At 74.1% G+C, this 15,178-nt stretch carries 12 protein-coding genes; 6 read left to right on the top strand and 6 right to left on the bottom strand.

Annotated features, from left to right (window positions below):
* Window positions 1–15: 15 nt before the first annotated feature.
* From ACFCXS_RS20200 to asnB, 4 genes are all read right to left on the bottom strand, one after another.
* The gene (locus ACFCXS_RS20200; protein WP_376644721.1) at window positions 16–534 is read right to left on the bottom strand and encodes an immunity 21 family protein; all 519 of its coding nucleotides are present in this window, start codon (window positions 532–534) and stop codon (window positions 16–18) included.
* A 243-nt stretch (window positions 535–777) separates the two neighbouring features.
* On the bottom strand, window positions 778–3,774 hold the full coding sequence (locus ACFCXS_RS20195; protein ID WP_376644720.1) for an AAA family ATPase: 2,997 nt from the start codon (window positions 3,772–3,774) through the stop codon (window positions 778–780).
* Complete coding sequence (locus ACFCXS_RS20190) at window positions 3,771–4,934, bottom strand: exonuclease SbcCD subunit D (RefSeq protein ID WP_376644719.1); 1,164 nt, start codon at window positions 4,932–4,934, stop codon at window positions 3,771–3,773. Before ACFCXS_RS20190 ends, ACFCXS_RS20195 begins: the two co-directional genes overlap by 4 nt.
* A gap of 185 nt (window positions 4,935–5,119) precedes the next feature.
* On the bottom strand, window positions 5,120–6,985 hold the full coding sequence (asnB, locus tag ACFCXS_RS20185; protein WP_376644718.1) for an asparagine synthase (glutamine-hydrolyzing): 1,866 nt from the start codon (window positions 6,983–6,985) through the stop codon (window positions 5,120–5,122).
* A 158-nt stretch (window positions 6,986–7,143) separates the two neighbouring features.
* Here asnB and ACFCXS_RS20180 point away from each other — a divergent pair, with 158 nt between their 5' ends.
* From ACFCXS_RS20180 to ACFCXS_RS20160, 5 genes are all read left to right on the top strand, one after another.
* Window positions 7,144–7,509 carry a hypothetical protein gene (locus tag ACFCXS_RS20180; RefSeq protein ID WP_376644717.1) on the top strand — a complete coding sequence of 122 codons (366 nt, stop codon included), beginning with the start codon at window positions 7,144–7,146 and terminating at the stop codon, window positions 7,507–7,509.
* Window positions 7,502–8,914, top strand: a complete 1,413-nt coding sequence (locus ACFCXS_RS20175) for an amidase family protein (protein WP_376644716.1) — start codon at window positions 7,502–7,504, stop codon at window positions 8,912–8,914. Before ACFCXS_RS20180 ends, ACFCXS_RS20175 begins: the two co-directional genes overlap by 8 nt.
* A gap of 82 nt (window positions 8,915–8,996) precedes the next feature.
* Window positions 8,997–10,184 carry a 3-deoxy-7-phosphoheptulonate synthase gene (locus tag ACFCXS_RS20170; RefSeq protein ID WP_376644715.1) on the top strand — a complete coding sequence of 396 codons (1,188 nt, stop codon included), beginning with the start codon at window positions 8,997–8,999 and terminating at the stop codon, window positions 10,182–10,184.
* A 97-nt stretch (window positions 10,185–10,281) separates the two neighbouring features.
* A complete protein-coding gene (locus ACFCXS_RS20165; RefSeq protein ID WP_376644714.1) occupies window positions 10,282–11,274 on the top strand; it encodes an aldo/keto reductase family protein in 993 nt (330 codons plus the stop codon).
* A gap of 49 nt (window positions 11,275–11,323) precedes the next feature.
* Window positions 11,324–12,139 (top strand): SDR family NAD(P)-dependent oxidoreductase, encoded by an 816-nt coding sequence (locus ACFCXS_RS20160; protein ID WP_376644713.1) that lies wholly within the window; start codon window positions 11,324–11,326, stop codon window positions 12,137–12,139.
* A 63-nt stretch (window positions 12,140–12,202) separates the two neighbouring features.
* On the opposite strand, the gene ACFCXS_RS20155 is transcribed toward ACFCXS_RS20160, so the two are convergent.
* The gene (locus ACFCXS_RS20155; RefSeq protein WP_376644712.1) at window positions 12,203–12,805 is read right to left on the bottom strand and encodes a MarR family winged helix-turn-helix transcriptional regulator; all 603 of its coding nucleotides are present in this window, start codon (window positions 12,803–12,805) and stop codon (window positions 12,203–12,205) included.
* A gap of 71 nt (window positions 12,806–12,876) precedes the next feature.
* Here ACFCXS_RS20155 and ACFCXS_RS20150 point away from each other — a divergent pair, with 71 nt between their 5' ends.
* Complete coding sequence (locus tag ACFCXS_RS20150; RefSeq protein ID WP_376644711.1) at window positions 12,877–14,418, top strand: MFS transporter; 1,542 nt, start codon at window positions 12,877–12,879, stop codon at window positions 14,416–14,418.
* Between the two features lie 62 nt (window positions 14,419–14,480).
* Here the strand turns inward: ACFCXS_RS20150 and ACFCXS_RS20145 are convergent, their stop codons facing one another.
* Window positions 14,481–15,107, bottom strand: a complete 627-nt coding sequence (locus ACFCXS_RS20145; protein WP_376644710.1) for a YigZ family protein — start codon at window positions 15,105–15,107, stop codon at window positions 14,481–14,483.
* Window positions 15,108–15,178 lie beyond the last annotated feature (71 nt).

Genomic DNA, 15,178 nt, shown 5'->3' with positions numbered 1-15,178 from the left:
CCCTGGAGGGTTTCGTCAGCGCGGCGTTCGCAGATGGAGCCGGATGAGGTCCAGCCAGGTCTCCGGGCCCGGCTGGACCCGCGCGGTGCGGACCGTGTAGGTGCCGGATTCCAGGGCGACCCGGACCTGGTCGGTGCCGGCCAGGGCCGTCCCGGGCCAGGCCGCGTCGAAGAGGCGGACGGGTCCGGGCACCTTCCAGGTCGTCTCCGGTCCCCACTGCGCCGCGGTGGTCGCCAGGGGGACGCTGGCCAGGACTTCGTGCTCGGAGTCGCCGGCGCACCAGCGGACGAACATGCCGTGGCCGGGCAGGTAGGCGGTCGCGGCGGGCTCGTCGCCCAGGACCAGGGCGGTGCAGTCGCCGACCGGGAGGAGGCCGACGTCGCCGTCCACCTCGCAGGCCCGGTCGTAGTCGGAGGCCGTCTCCTCGCCGTCGGCGCCCGCCCAGAACGGCAGGACGGTCTCCGGTACCGCTATCAGCGGCCCGCCGCCCGACTCCACCCACTCCACAGCGCCCGGCTCCGCGTATCGCACCATGGCGCTAGAACCTACAGGGCTGACTCGTGGCAGAGGGCCGGGGGTGGCGGCTGCGGCGGCTCCGCAGAGGGCGGATGACCGAAGGCCGTGTCCGGAGAAGATCGGGGAGTCGGGGGACCAAAGGGCGTATCGGGTGGTGCAGGAGGCGTCGACGGATTCGGCAGCCGCAGCCGTCGGCGCACACGGTGACCACGAGCGTGGTGCACTCCCCGCCTCTCCCTCGGCGCCCCCGGGCCGCTGACCTCAGCCGGCGCCGCGCTGCCGCAGTGCCGACCCGGAACGGCCCTTGACCACTTCGAGCTGGGCGTGCACCCGGCGCCGCAGGTCGGCGACATGGCTGACGATACCGACGCTGCGGTCGCGTTCGCGCAGGGAGTCGAGCACGTCGAGGACCTCGTCCAGGGTCTGGTCGTCGAGACTGCCGAAGCCCTCGTCGATGAACAACGTGTCCAGCCGCACCCCGCCCGCCTCGTCCGTGACGACGTCCGCGAGGCCGAGGGCCAGGGCGAGCGAGGCGAAGAACGTCTCGCCGCCCGACAGCGTCGCCGTGTCGCGTTCGCGGCCGGTCCAGGCGTCGACGACGTGCAGCCCGAGCCCGCTGCGGCCGCGCCCGGCGCGGTCGTCGGAGTGGACGAGGGTGTAGCGGCCGGACGACATCCGGCGCAGCCGTACGGTCGCGGCGGCGGCGACCTGCTCCAGCCGGGCGGCCAGGACGTACGACTCCAGGCGCATCCGGCGTTCGTTGTCCGCCGAGGTCCCGGCGGCGAGGCCGGCCATGCGGGCGACGCGGTCGTACTCCTCGCGCAGCGGCGCCAGCCGGCGCACGGAGGCGGTCGCCCGGGCGGAGAGGCGGTCGAGGTCGGCGCAACGCCGCTCGGCGGCGTCATGGGCGGAGGCCGCCTCGCGCAGCCGCCGGGCCGCATCTTCGGCCGCCCGCTGCGCCGCGTCCGGGTCGGCCCGCGGTTCGCGGGCCGCCGCGGCCGTGTCGCCCTCCGCGAGGACGGCCCGTACGGCGGCCTCCTCGTGCTCCCAGGCGTCCAGGCGGCGTTGCAGCTCGCGGTGGGCTGCACGATCCAGGAGTGCGTCGGCCGCGGCCTGCGGCGTCTCGAAGCCGGCCCGGAAGGCGGCGTCGGCGAGGCGGGCGTCGGCGTCCTTCAGCCGCTGGGCGGTGTCCTCGGCCACGCGGGCGGCGTCGGCGGCGTCCGTGAGCAGGGCGGTCCGCCGCTCCAGCTGCGCGGCCCGGGCGGCGACGCTGTCGCAGGAGCCGCGTGCCCGGTCCAGTTCCTCCTCCAGCGCGGCCCGTTCGCGGTCCAGGCGCTCCCGGTGACCGACCCGGGCGGCGGTCCGCACGGCGGTCTCCTGCCGGGCGGCGAGGCGTCGTTCGTGCTCCTGTCCGGCCTGCCGGAGCCGCTCCTGCGCGGCGTGCAGCTCGGCCGCGGCACTGCGGGCCTGCGCGTAGCGCCCCTCCAACTCCTCGGCGTCCTCGGCGAGTCGATCGGTGGGGGTGTCACCGGCCTCCGCGGTGGCGGCGGCCAGTGCCTGCCGTGCGTCCCCGAGCTTCCGCTCGGTGCCAGCGCGCTGTTCGTCGGCGCGCTGGTAGGCGGTGAGGGCGTGTTCCTCCGCCTCTCGGTCCACGTGCCCGGCGGCCTTGCGGGCGGGGGCGGGGTGTTCGGTGGCGCCGCAGACCGCGCAGGGTTCGCCGTCGAGGAGGTGTGCGGCCAGTTCGGCGGCGATGCCGTTCAGGCGCTGCTCCTTGAGTTCGAGCCAGTGCTGCTTGGCCCGCAGCGTCTCGTCCTGCGCAGTGCGCACCCGCTCGACGGCACGCTCCGTGTCCTTCGCGAGCTGGTCGCGCAGGCGGGCCGCCCGCAGCCGCTGCTGCGCGGGCTCACGGCGTGCGCCGAGCTGCTCGGCGAGTGCGGCGGCCTGCTGAGCGGAGTCCACGCGGGTCTGGAGTGCGGTGCGCCGCTCCTCCCAGCCGTCGAGCCAGGCCTCCGCGTCCTGCAGCAGGTCGGCGTCCGCGCGGTCCTGGCGGTCGAGGTCGGTGCGCTCGTCGAGGAGTTCGGCGAGGCGTCGCTCGGCGCGGCGGGCGGAGTCGAGTCCGCCCAGTTCCTCGGCGGCCCGGCGGGCGGCGGCGGCGAGTCCGGCCGCGCCCGCGTCGGCGAAGGTCTCCGGCAGCAGGCCACGCGTGCGTGCCCCGGCGGCGGCCGCCCTGCGGTGTTCGGCTTCGGAGGCTTCCCTCAACTCGAGGGCGGGCGCGACGGCTTCGGCCTTGCGGGCCCGCTCCATGAGCGCCTGGGCCTCCCGGTAGGCCTCGGCTCCCCGCTCCAGGGCGGCGGCCCGTTCCCGGGCCTCCGCGTGGCGCCGCTGAAGCCGGGCCCGTTCGCGTACCTCGTCCAGGGCCTGGCCGGCACCGGCCTGAGTGGACTCGGCCGCGGTGAGCGTGCACGCGGCGACGGTGAGCTGCTCACGGGCGGTGCTTCGGGCCACTGCGGCGGCACCGAGCACGGCCTCGGCGAGCCCCGGTTCGCCCGGGGCGAGATCGGGCAGCTCCATGGCGTCGTCCGCGGCCTGCTGCATGCGGTGGGCGTCGGCCAGCAGCTCCGCGTCCCCGTCGCGCACCTGGGCCTCGGCGGTGCGGCGCCGCTCGGAGAGGCGCTTTTCGACGTCGGCGAAGCGGCGGGTGTCGAACAGGCGGCCCAGCAGTTTGCCGCGGGCCTCGGCGTCGGCGCGCAGGAACCGGGCGAAGTCGCCCTGCGGAAGCAGCACGACCTGGCAGAACTGTTCCCGGCTCATGCCGAGCAGCTGGGTGATCTCCTCGCCGACCTCCTGGTGGGAGCGGCTGAGGTCCTTCCAGGTCCCGGCCGTCGCGTCGTACTCGCGCAGCCAGCTCTGGGCCTTGTCCAGGGTCGTGCCGGTGCCGCGTTTCTTGGGGCGTTCCCAGGGCGGCTGACGGGTGACCTCCAGGCGGCGCCCGGCGACGGTGAGGTCGAGGGTGACCTCGGTGCGGGTCGCGGGCGCGGCGTGGTCGCTGCGCAGGGCCGTACCCTGGCCACCGCCCTGCCGGGCGCCCGGCACCGAGCCGTAGAGGGCGTAGCAGACGGCGTCCAGGACGGATGTCTTGCCCGCGCCGGTGGGTCCGTGCAGCAGGAACAGCCCTGCCACCGACAGCTCGTCGAAGTCGACGGTCTGGGTGCCCCCGAAGGGTCCGAAGGCGGTGACCGCGAGCCGGTGGAGCCTCACCGGGCCACCTCCCGTACGGTCTCGTCGGCCCGTACCGCGTCGAACGCGTCGCGCAGCACGCCCTGTTCGTGCGGGTCGGGTCCGGCGCCGCGCACATGGGCGACGAAATCCTCGGCGATCTGCTGGTCGCTGCGGCCGGCCAGGCGCCGGGCGTACGACACCTCGGACTCGTCCTCGTCGCGGTCGGGGTCGAAGACGAGACTGAGCGTGTGCGGGAAGCGTGCGGTGAGCCGGGCCATCGGGTCGGCGGGGCGGACCGGGTCGGTGAGTGTCGCCTCGACCCAGGCCTCTTCGTACCGTGTCAGGTCCGCATCGGCGAGCAGGTCCTCCAGCGGGCCCCGGATCCGGGCGAGGGCGCGGGGCACCGGGCAGTCGACGCGCTCGGCCTCGACGGAGCCGTCGGCGGCGAGGTCGACCAGCCACATGCTCTTGCGGTGGGCGGCCTCGGAGAAGGAGTAGGGCAGCGGCGAGCCGGAGTAGCGGACGCGGTCGGTGAGGGTCTGGCAGCCGTGCAGATGGCCGAGCGCCACGTAGTCGACGCCGTCGAACACCCCGGCCGGCACCGAGGCGACGCCGCCGACGGTGATGTCCCGCTCGCTGTCGCTGGGTTCGCCGCCGGTGACGAAGGCGTGCGCGAGGACGACGGAGCGGGTGCCGGGCGGGCGCGCGGCGAGGTCGGCGCGGACCCGGTCCATCGCGGCGGCGAGAACGGCCTCGTGCCCGGCCTTGTCCGCCCCGAACTCGTCCTTGACCAGGGCCGGTTCGAGATAGGGCAGTCCGTAGAAGGCGACGTCGCCGTGGGCATCGGCCAGCATGACCGGGGTGCCCGCCGCCGCCGGCTCCGTCCGGAGGTGGATGCCGGCCCGCCCGATGAGCCCCGCGCCCACGCCCAGCCGGCGGGCCGAGTCGTGGTTGCCGGAGATCATCACCGTCGGCACACCGAGACCGGCGAGGCGGTGCAGGGCGTCGTCGAACAGCTCGACGGCGGCGAGCGGCGGCACGGCCCGGTCGTAGACGTCCCCCGACACGACCACCGCGTCCACGGCGCGCTCCCGCACGGTCGTGACGAGGTGGCCGATGAACTCGGCCTGGGCGGCGAGCATGTTCACCCGGTGGAAGGCCCGGCCGAGATGCCAGTCGGAGGTGTGCAGCAGCCTCAAGACGCCGCTCCGGCCCGCATGTCTCCCCCTACTGTCCGTTCGTGGGCGACAGCGAGCCGGTCCGGCTCGCTGTCGGCCCCACCACGCTAACGCGTGTGGACACCCGGTCCACCACGAACCTCGCACCGCCACACCCGTCCGGGAGCAAATCAGCGGAAATGTCCGCAACCGGGCTGTGAAACAGGTCATTCGGGCCCGATGCCGTACTCCCGCATCCACCGGTCGAGGTAGAGAGCGGTCTCCAGTCCGTTGCGGCGCAGCTGTGTGTCGAAGTACCCCTGCGGGTGTTCGAGCAGCCGGGCGAGCCCGACCGCGTCGACGACGTCGAAGGCCGGCGAGGAGCGGTCGGCGAGCAGCGCCTGCGTGCGGGCCCGCAGATCCTTCTCGTAGAGCCGGTCGGCGGTGGTCGGGTAGGGGCTCTTGCGGCGCTCCAGCACCGAGCGGGGGACGATGTCCTGGGTGGCCCGCTTGAGCAGGCCCTTGGGGTCACCGTCGGGTGTCTTCAGGTGCCAGGGCGTGTTGTGCACGTACTCGACCAGCCGGTGGTCGCAGAACGGCACCCGGACCTCCAGTCCGGCGGCCATGCTGAGCCGGTCCTTGCGGTCGAGCAGGGCGGGCAGCCAGCGAGTGAGGTGCAGGTGGCCGATCTCCCGCATGCGGCGTTCGGCCGCGGAGTCGCCGGGCAGGTGCTCGACCTCGCGCAGTGCCTGCTGGTAGCGGTCCGCGCGGTACTCCTCGAAGGCGGTGGCCTTCCGGAAACCCGGGGCGAGCAGTTCGGGCGTGATCAGCTGCATGCGGCTGAGCCAGGGGAAGCGCGCCGCCCGGACGGCGTCCGGGTCGTGGAACCAGGCGTATCCGCCGAACACCTCGTCGGCCGACTCCCCCGACAGGGCGACCGTGGAGTGCTCGCGTATCCCGCGGAACAGCAGGTGAAGCGAGGTGTCCACGTCACCGAAGGTGTACGGCAGGTCGTGGGCGTACAGGACCGCGTCACGGTGGGCGTCCCGGGTGAGTTCACCCGCGGACAGCTCGATGAGCCGGTGGTCGGTGCCGATGTGCCGGGCGGCTTCGCGGGCGTAGGGCGAGTCGCGCTCCGGCCGGAAGTCGCTGGCCCTGAAGTCGGCTTCGCTTCCGGTGAAGTCCACGGCGAAGGAACGCACCGGGGGTTCGCCGGCCCGGGACTGCACCTGTGCGGCCAGGGCGGTGAGGACGGTGGAGTCCAGCCCGCCGGAGAGCAGGGTGCACAGCGGCACGTCGGTGACCAGCTGGCGGGCGACGGTGTCCTCCAGCAGGGCCCGCACGGTGTCGGCCGTGGTCGCGGCGTCGTCCTCGTGAGGGCGGCGCCCGAGGCTCCAGTACCGGTCGGTCCGCAGCCCGTGACGGTCGTAGACCGCGACGCAGCCCGGCGGGACCTCCTCGATGTCCCGGTACGGCGTGACCCCCGGCGACTTCGCCAGGCCGAGGAGGTCGGCGAGCCCCTGGCTGTCGAGGCGGGCGGCGAAGCGCGGGTGGGCGAGGATCGCCTTGGGTTCGGAGCCGAACAGAACGCCGCCGCCGAGCCGTGCCACGTACAGCGGCTTGATGCCGAGACGGTCGCGGACCAGGATCAGGCGCTGCACGCGCTCGTCCCACAGGGCGAAGGCGAACATGCCGTTCAGGCGTCCTACGCAGTCCGGGCCCCACTGGAGGTAGGCGCGCAGGACGACCTCGGTGTCCGACCGGGTGTCGAAGGCATGGCCCAGTCCGCGCAGTTCCTCGCGCAGTTCGCGGAAGTTGTAGACCTCGCCGCTGTAGCTGAGCACGGCGGCCGGCGGCTCGCCCTCTCCCGCGCCCGCGGCTGCTCCCGGGCCGATGGGCGCGGACATGGGCTGCCTGCCGCCTTCGAGGTCGATGATCGCCAGCCGGCGGTGACCGAGCACCGCGTGTTCACCGGCGTGGATCCCGGCGGCGTCCGGGCCCCGGCAGGCCATGGTCCGCACCATGGGTTCAAGGCCGTCCACCTCCCGGGTGAGGTCGAGACCGACGTCGGCCCAGCCTGCGATTCCGCACATGACAAAGCTCCAAGCGAAGAGGGGAGAGTGGCCGACGGATGTGCCCGGACGAGGGCCGCGCACCACTGGGGAATTGGGGTGGGGAATTCGCTCCCGGCAGATCTGGAAACCCGCTGTTCGAGCGCGCTTAACCGGGACTTCAATGTGCTTCCGGTGTCGTGCCCGTGGGCCCGCGGGCCTTTCGCCACCTGGGGCGGGCCTCCCGGCTGATCAAGGTGAACGGGCTGCGCTGCGACCTGGCCCGCGTGGAGGAACTGGCCCGTACCCGTTGCCCCGGCGTCGACCTCGTCTGCGTACCGGTCGGCGATCCGGTGCGCGGCGAGCACTACGAGGTGTACTACGCAGGTCCCCGGCCGGCCGAACCGGCCGCGCTGCGCCGGATGCTGGGCCGGTTCCCCGCCGGCCTGCCCGCGCCGCGTGCCGTGCACCGCGTCGCCCGTGTCCCACGCAGCGCCACCGGCAAGGTCCTCACCGCCGAGCTCACCGCCGCCCGCCACCCAGCCGAGGAGCCCGAGCATGCCTGACACCGCCACACCCGAGACCCCCACACCCCAGGACGCGATCACCACCTATGCGCGGCAGGCGCGTTGGACGCCCCGCGCGTCGCGGCCGGCCGTGCCCGACGCCCCGGTACGGCTGCCCCTGCCGGAGCGGGTGACGGCGCGCTCCCGGGGCACCCTGACCGCCGAGGAGTGGCGCACCGCGGAGGCCGCCTGGTCCGACGAGGCCGACGCCCGCTACCGGGCGTGCGTCCAGCGCGCCCCGCTCGGCCCGGACGCCCCGCCGGTGCGCGTCGGCGTGAAGGACACCGTGGACGTGGCCGGCCTCCCCACCCGGCTCGGCCTGCGCGGCCACCGCCACCACGCGCGCGTGTCGACCCCGGCGATCGCCGCCCTGCCGCCCGCACTCGCCTCCGTGACGGCCAAGGTGGTCACCACCGAGCTGAACATCGGGGTCGGGTCGGAGTGCGTCAACCCCTACGTCCCGCACATCGACCCCGGCGGCTCCAGTACCGGCACGGCCGTGTCGGTGGCCGCCGGCATCTGCGACCTCGCCCTCGGCACGGACGTGCTCGGCTCGGTGCGCTGGCCCGCCGGCCAGTGCGGGACGGTGGGCCTGCGGATGACGCACCGCGACTCGCTGCTGGAGGGTGTCTTCCCGCTGTCCCCGCCCATGGACGCGCTGGGCTGGGCGGCCCGCAGCGCCGCGGACCTGGCGTACCTGTGGCCGCTCCTCGGTCTCGACCGGCTCGGGGACCAGCGCCCGGCCGGTGCGGGCCCTTACCGGATCGGTGTCGTGGCCAACGCCGAGGGGCCCGAGGGCACGTGCGGTCCCGTCATGCGCGGGGCGCTGGAGACGGCCTGCGGGCACCTCGAAGCGAGCGGCCAGCGGCTCGACGCCGTACGCGTCGACGACCTGTGGGCGCTGCGCGGACCCGCCTGGGAGTTGTGCGCCCGCCAGGCGTGGGACGCGTACCAGGTGTGGCGGCCCTGGGTGCCCACCGACCTGCACGAGACGACCCGCGGTGCGCTGGAGGTCGGGGCGAAGGTCCGGGACGACCGCTACGCCTGGATCCTGGAGCGCCTGGCGCACACCCGCGCCACGGTCGAGGCGGACTTCGACTCCGCGGGCGTGGACGCCTGGCTGCTGCCCCTGGACCCGGCAGCGCCCCCGGACCTCGCGACCGCCGACGCCCGGGTGTCGACCATCCCGGCCCCGCAGGACCCCGACTACGACCTGCGCGTGGCCTACACCCCGCTCGCCAGTTTCGCCGGGCTGCCCGCGCTCACCATGCCGGTCGCGCGGGACGAGCGCGGAGCGCCGCTGTGCGTGCAACTCGTCGCCCGCCGCGACCACGAACCGCTGTTGATCCGGCTGGCCGCCCTGCTGGAGGAGGCGGTCGGGCCGCTCGGCTTCCGGCCGAGCTGAGACGACCGGCCCGGCCCGGACGCCACCCCGCGGCGGTGTGCCGCCGCGACTCCCCCCACCCCCAGCCGACGGAGGAAGAACCATGACCGCCACGCGCCTGCTGCTGCCGGCCCGCGCCCGCCAGCAGCCCGAATGGGCCTCGCTCGACGAACTCAAGGACGTCCTGCTTTCCCTGGAGAGCAAACCTCCGCTGGTGGACGCCGCCGCCTGCGCCGACCTCACGACCGGCCTCGGGCGCGCCGCCCGCGGCGAGGCCTTCGTCCTGCAGGCCGGGGAGTGCGCCGAGCGGTTCGCCGACGCCACCCCCGCCACCGTCCTCGCCAAGGCGGACGAACTGCATCGGCTGGCCGACGAGTTCACCGAGCTCAGCGGCCTGCACACGGTCCGGATGGGACGGATCGCCGGCCAGTACGCCAAACCCCGCTCGCGCCCGACCGAGACCCTGCCGGACGGCACCGAACTGCCCGTCTACCGCGGTGACGCGGTCAACGCCCCCGAGCCCACCGCCGCGGCCCGTACCGCCCTGCCGTCCCGGCTGCTGCTGGCGTACCGGCACGCCGGCGCCACGCTGAGCACCCTGCTGGAACGGGACATGGGCCTGGCCGGCCGGACGGCCCCCGAGCGCACCTACGCCGGGCACGAGGCGCTGCTCCTGGAGTACGAGCAGGCTCTGGTCCGCCCGGGCACGGACGGCAGGGGCTACGGCTCATCCGGTCACTTCCTGTGGATCGGCGACCGCACCCGTCAGCCGGACCACCAGCACGTGCAGTTCGCCGCCTCGGTCGGCAACCCGGTGGGCGTCAAGATCGGCCCCCAGGCATCCCCCGAGGAGGTCCGCACGCTGGTGCGGATGCTCGACGCCCGGCGGCGGCCCGGCCGGCTCTCCCTGATCGTGCGCATGGGCCGGGACCGGGTCGTCCCGCAGCTGACGGCCCTCCTGGGGGCGCTCGGCGACGAGGCGGCCGACGTGGCCTGGATCTGCGATCCCATGCACGGCAACACCCGGGTGAACGGCGCCGGGCAGAAGTGCCGCGCGATCGAGGACGTCGACCGGGAGATCGAGGGGTTCGTGACGGTCCTGCACGCGCACGGCCTGCACCCCGCCGGTCTGATGCTGGAAACCGCCCATCACCCCGTCACGGAGTGCGTCGACACGGCGGCGGACCTGGCCTCGGCCACGCCGCTGCCCCGCTACGAGTCGGCCTGCGACCCGCGGCTCAGCCCGCACCAGGCCCGTGAGGTCGTGGCCTTCACGGCAGCCCTGCTGTGAGGCGCCCGGCCGGAGGTCCGCGAGCGCCCCCACGGCGACCCCCCGCAGCACCCACGCGAACCGGACCAGAAACTGAGAAGGAAGAGGCGACACACCCATGGAGTTCCGCCGACTCGGCAACAGCGGCCTCGTGATCAGCGAGCTCGCGTTCGGCAACTGGATCACCCACGGCGCCCAGATCGACGAGGAGACGGCGCAGTCCTGCGTGCGCGCCGCACTCGACGCGGGCATCACCACCTTCGACACCGCTGACGTGTACTCCGAGACCCGCGCCGAGACCGTGCTGGGCAAGGCGCTGGCCGGTCAGCGGCGCGAGGGCCTCGTGCTCTCCACCAAGGTCTGCCACCCGGTGGGCCCCGGCCCCAACGACCGTGGTCTGTCCCGCAAGCACGTCATCGAGGGCTGCGAGGCGTCGTTGCGCCGCCTCGGTACCGACTACGTCGACGTCTACTACGCGCACCGCTACGACCCGGCCGTACCGCTCGAGGAGACCATGTCGGCCTTCGCGGACCTGGTCCGCTCCGGCAAGGTGCTCTACGTCGGGGTGAGCGAGTGGACGGCGGAGCAGATCAGCCGCGCCGCCTCCCTCGCCCGGGAGCTGCGCGTCCCGCTGGTGGCGAGCCAGCCGCAGTACTCCATGCTGTGGCGGGTCATCGAGCCGCAGGTGGTGCCCGCGTGCGAGCGCGAAGGGCTCGGCCAGGTCGTCTGGTCGCCGCTGGCACAGGGCATCCTGAGCGGCAAGTACCGTCCCGGCGCGGGCGCGCCGGCGGGTTCACGGGCGGGCGACGACGCCGGCAAGGGCTTCGTCGACATGCTGGTCGGGCACTGGATGAACGACGAGGGCGCCCTGCGGGCGGTCCAGGAACTGGGCCCCGTCGCCGCGGACCTCGGCCTGACGATGAGCCAGCTCGCCCTCGCCTGGGTGCTGCAGAACCCGTCGGTCTCGGCGGCCATCATCGGCGCGAGCCGGCCCGAGCAGGTCAAGGAGAACGTGGCGGCCTCGGGCGTGCGTCTGGAGCAGGACGTGCTGGACCGCATCGACGAGCTCCTCGGGGACTACGTGGTGCGGGACCCGGCGCGCACGGGCTGACCGACCGGGCAGGGGGGCTGTTCAGGACCGACGAGAGGAGCGCGGCCGAGTGGCGGACAGGGACGGCATGGACGGCGTGCGGGAGTTCGGCCGGCCGAGGGCGGGGCGCCGGGCGGTGATCGTGACCGGCGGGAGCCGGGGCCTGGGTCAGGAGACCACGCTCCGGCTCGCCGCCCAGGGGTGCGATCTCGCCGTGTGCGGTCGCGACGCCGCCTCGTTGGAGGAGGTGGCCGACGAGGTGCGGAAGCGGCACGGGCGTGTCCTGCACACCGAGCGGCTGGACGTGCTCGACGAGAAGGCCCTCGCGGCGTTCGTGCGGAACGCCGCTGCCGAACTCGGCCGGGTGGACGGCCTGGTGGCCGTGGCCGGCGGCGTGTACGGCACGGACCTGCGAGCCACGGAACCCTCCGACTGGGACCGGACGTGCCGGCTCAACGTCACCCATCCGGCGATCGCCCTGCGGGAGTCCGCGGGTGATCTGGCCGAGACCGGGGGCAGTGCCGTGCTCGTCTCCTCCGTCTCGGGCTGGAAGCCCGCCCCGCCAGCCCAGTACGCGGCGGCCAAGGCCGCACAGATCCACCTGGCCGCCTCCCTGGCCCGCGAGCTGGGGCCCAGGGGGGTCCGGGTGAACTGCGTCTCGCCCGGTTCCATGCTGATCGAGGGCAAGGGCTGGGCCAAGCTCCGGGACGAGGACCCGGAGTCCTTCCGCCGGTTCGAGCAGGAGTTTCCCGGCGGCCGCCTGGTCGATCCGCGGGATGTCGCCGAGGTGATCGCCTTCCTGCTCTCGGACCGGGCGCGGGCGGTCAACGGCGCGAACATCCCCGTGGACGGCGGACAGAACGCGCCGAGCGCCCACGGCTACTGAGCCGCGGCCGCGGTCCCACCCGGGCGCGAGGGCCGCCGTTCCGTGACGGCCGGAGCGGGTGGTTCAGCCCTGCTCCGGGTGGTCGAGGCCTTCGTGCCCCACGTGGGAGACACCCCGCACGTCGAGCCGTGCCTGCACGTCGCCGAGCAGCTCCCGCAGCAGCTCGGCGAGGGCCTCCTGCCGCTCCGGGCCCAGGCCTTGGAGGAGCTCCGCCTCGCGCGCGAGCACCCGGTCCACCGTCCGCTCGACCAACTCGTGCCCGGCCTCGGTCAGTTCCACGAGCACCGCACGGCTGCGGCCGGGGGCGGGGCGGCGGGTGACCAGGTGGTCGCGCTCGGCGCGTGCGACCCGCTGCGAGATGGCGCCCGCCGTGACCAGGGAGTGCCCGGCGAGGTCCCGGGTGCTCATCGTGTAGGGGGGCCCGCTGCGGCGCAGCACGCTCAGCAGGTCCAGGGTGGCCGGGTCCACTCCCCCATCGGCGAGGACGCGCCGACGGTCGTCGCCGAAGTGCTTGGCGAGCTGCCAGATCCTCGTGACCACGCCGATGGAGTCCACCGGGGTCTCGGGACGCTCGCGGCTCCAGGCGGCCGCGATGGCGTCCGCCGGGTCGTCTCCTGTCCCGCCTGTGGTGGCCGGCCGGCGGTCGCTTCGTTCCGGCGTCCTCATGAGCGTTCCCTTCCACCTGCTACATTCAGATATGAATTTAGCGCTAAACGTACGCGACGACGAGTGGTGATATGCGCACCGTGACACGCAAAACGAGTCCGAAGGCCGCGGCCGGGGCCTCCTCCACGACCGGCCCTCCCCGAGCCACCGGACGGGACTGGGCGGGACTCACCGTGGTCCTGCTGGCGATGTTCATGAGCCAGATCGACATGTTCATAGTGAACGTCGCCGCTCCGGGGATCCAGGCGGACCTGAACGCCGGGTTCGGCCAGCTCCAGTTCGTGATCGACGGGTACGTGATCGCCTACGCAGCGGGCATGGTAACCGGCGGCCGCCTGGGCGACCGGATCGGCCGCAAGCGCACCTTCCAGTACGGCGTGGCCACCTTCACCCTGACGTCCCTGCTGTGCGCGCTCGCGCCCGGCCCGGGCACGCTCATCGCGGCGCGGGTACTGCAGGGCCTGTCCGCCGCGGTGATGACACCGCAGGTGCTGTCCCTCATCCGGGCCGTCTTCGTCCACGAACGCGACCGTTCCCGGGCCGTCGGTGCCTACGGTGCCTCCATCGGGGCGGGCGTGATCGCCGGCCTCGTCGGCGGCGGTCTGCTGCTCGACCTGGACGTGGCGGGTCTGGGCTGGCGCATGATCTTCCTGATCAACGTGCCGATCGGCGCGGCCATCCTCTGCGCGGCCGTGCCCGCGATCAGCGAGAGCCGCAGCATGGACCGGCCGCGCCTCGACATCGCCGGGGCGGCCTTCACCGCCGTGCTGCTGCCCCTCGTGCTGATCCCGCTGATCCTCGGCGGTGAGCACGGCTGGCCCTGGTGGACGTACCTGTGCTTCGCTCTCGGCGCCGCAGGCACCCTGGCGTTCCTGCGCTGGGAACGCCGTACGGAGGCCGCCGGCAACGACCCGCTGCTGCCGGGCCGGCTGCTGCGGGCCAAGGGTTTCCCGCTGAGCATGGGCACGGTGCTGATGTTCTTCTCGGGCAACGCCGGGCTGTTCCTGGTGCTCACGTACCACCTCCAGTCGGGCCTGCGGCAGACTCCGCTGGCCGCGAGCCTGGTCTTCGTGCCGCTCGGCCTGGGGTTCATCGCCGCTTCGGCCGCGTGCCGCAGGCTGGCCGCCCGGTTCGGTATCGGGGTGTCGGTCGGGGGCGGCCTCGTCATGGCGGCCGGACTCGTCGCCGTGCCCACCGTCACCGGCCTGGACGGCTCGGCCCAGGCGGTCGCGCTCGCCGCCGTGATGGGCGTCTCCGGGCTGGGGCAGGGCCTGGTCGTCGCTCCGCTCGTGGACACGGTGCTGGCCCGGGTCCACCCGGACGACGCGGGCGCCGGGTCCGGTGTGCTCAACACCGTCACCCAGGCGGGGATGGCCTTCGGGGTAGCCGTCATCGGAGCCCTGTACCGCGGCTTCCTGGGCACCAATCCCCAGGCGCCGGGTCCCGGCACGGACCTGGCCGACTTCGCGGAGGCCTTCGACCGGACCGCGTTCGTCCTCGCGGCCCTCGCTGTCGGCACGGCGCTGCTCGCGTTCCGACTGGGCCGCGTGCCGGCGAGTACGGCTGACGAGCACGAGAAGGGCGCGGAGGGCCGGACCGTCGCCGACGGCTGACCTCGACAGGACCGGCCGGATCCTTCCCGGCAGCACCGCCGTGCTCCGGACGGCAGCAGCCGTCAGGCGTCCCCGTACGCCTCCCCGCCCGTTTCGAAACCCGCCGTGCCTGCGGTGGCGTCGGCGAGCCAGGAGCGGAAGGCGTCCACGTCGGAGTCCGGGAGGGCGATCCCGATGGTGACCGCCTCGCCGTAGTGCACGTCCCGGACTTCGCGCCCGGTGGTGCGCAGCTCGTTCTCCAGCTTGCCGGCCCGCTGGTGGTCGACGGTGATCGTGGCCAGACGGAACCTGCGGCGGGTGCGGGTACCGACGGCGTCCAGGGCCTCGCCGACCGCCCCGCCGTACGCCCGGATGAGCCCGCCCGCTCCGAGTTTGACCCCGCCGAAGTAGCGGGTGACGACGGCGACGACGTACCGCATGTCGCGGCGCAGCAGCATCTGGAGCATGGGGACGCCCGCGGTGCCGCCGGGTTCGCCGTCGTCGCTCGCCTTCTGGACGGAGGCGTCGGCGCCGATGACGTAGGCCCAGCAGTTGTGGGAGGCGTCGGCGTGCTCCTTGCGGACCGAGTTGATGAAGTCCTGGGCCTCCCGCTCGTCGCCCGCCGGGGCGACGGCGCACAGGAAGCGGGAGCGGCTGACCTCGGTCTCGTGCACGCCGGCACCGGCCACCGTGCGGTATTCGTCCTGCATCCGGCCAGCCTAATCCCCTGGTCGGGAGCGTCCCGACGGGGCGACTGCTCTCCGGGGTTCCGAAGCGGCGG

Origin of the sequence: Streptomyces sp. NPDC056373 (assembly GCF_042262425.1) — a bacterium.
GTDB lineage: Bacteria > Actinomycetota > Actinomycetes > Streptomycetales > Streptomycetaceae > Streptomyces.
The sequence above is the reverse complement of the archived record's forward strand: the minus strand, read 5'-3'. Positions and strand labels throughout refer to the sequence as shown.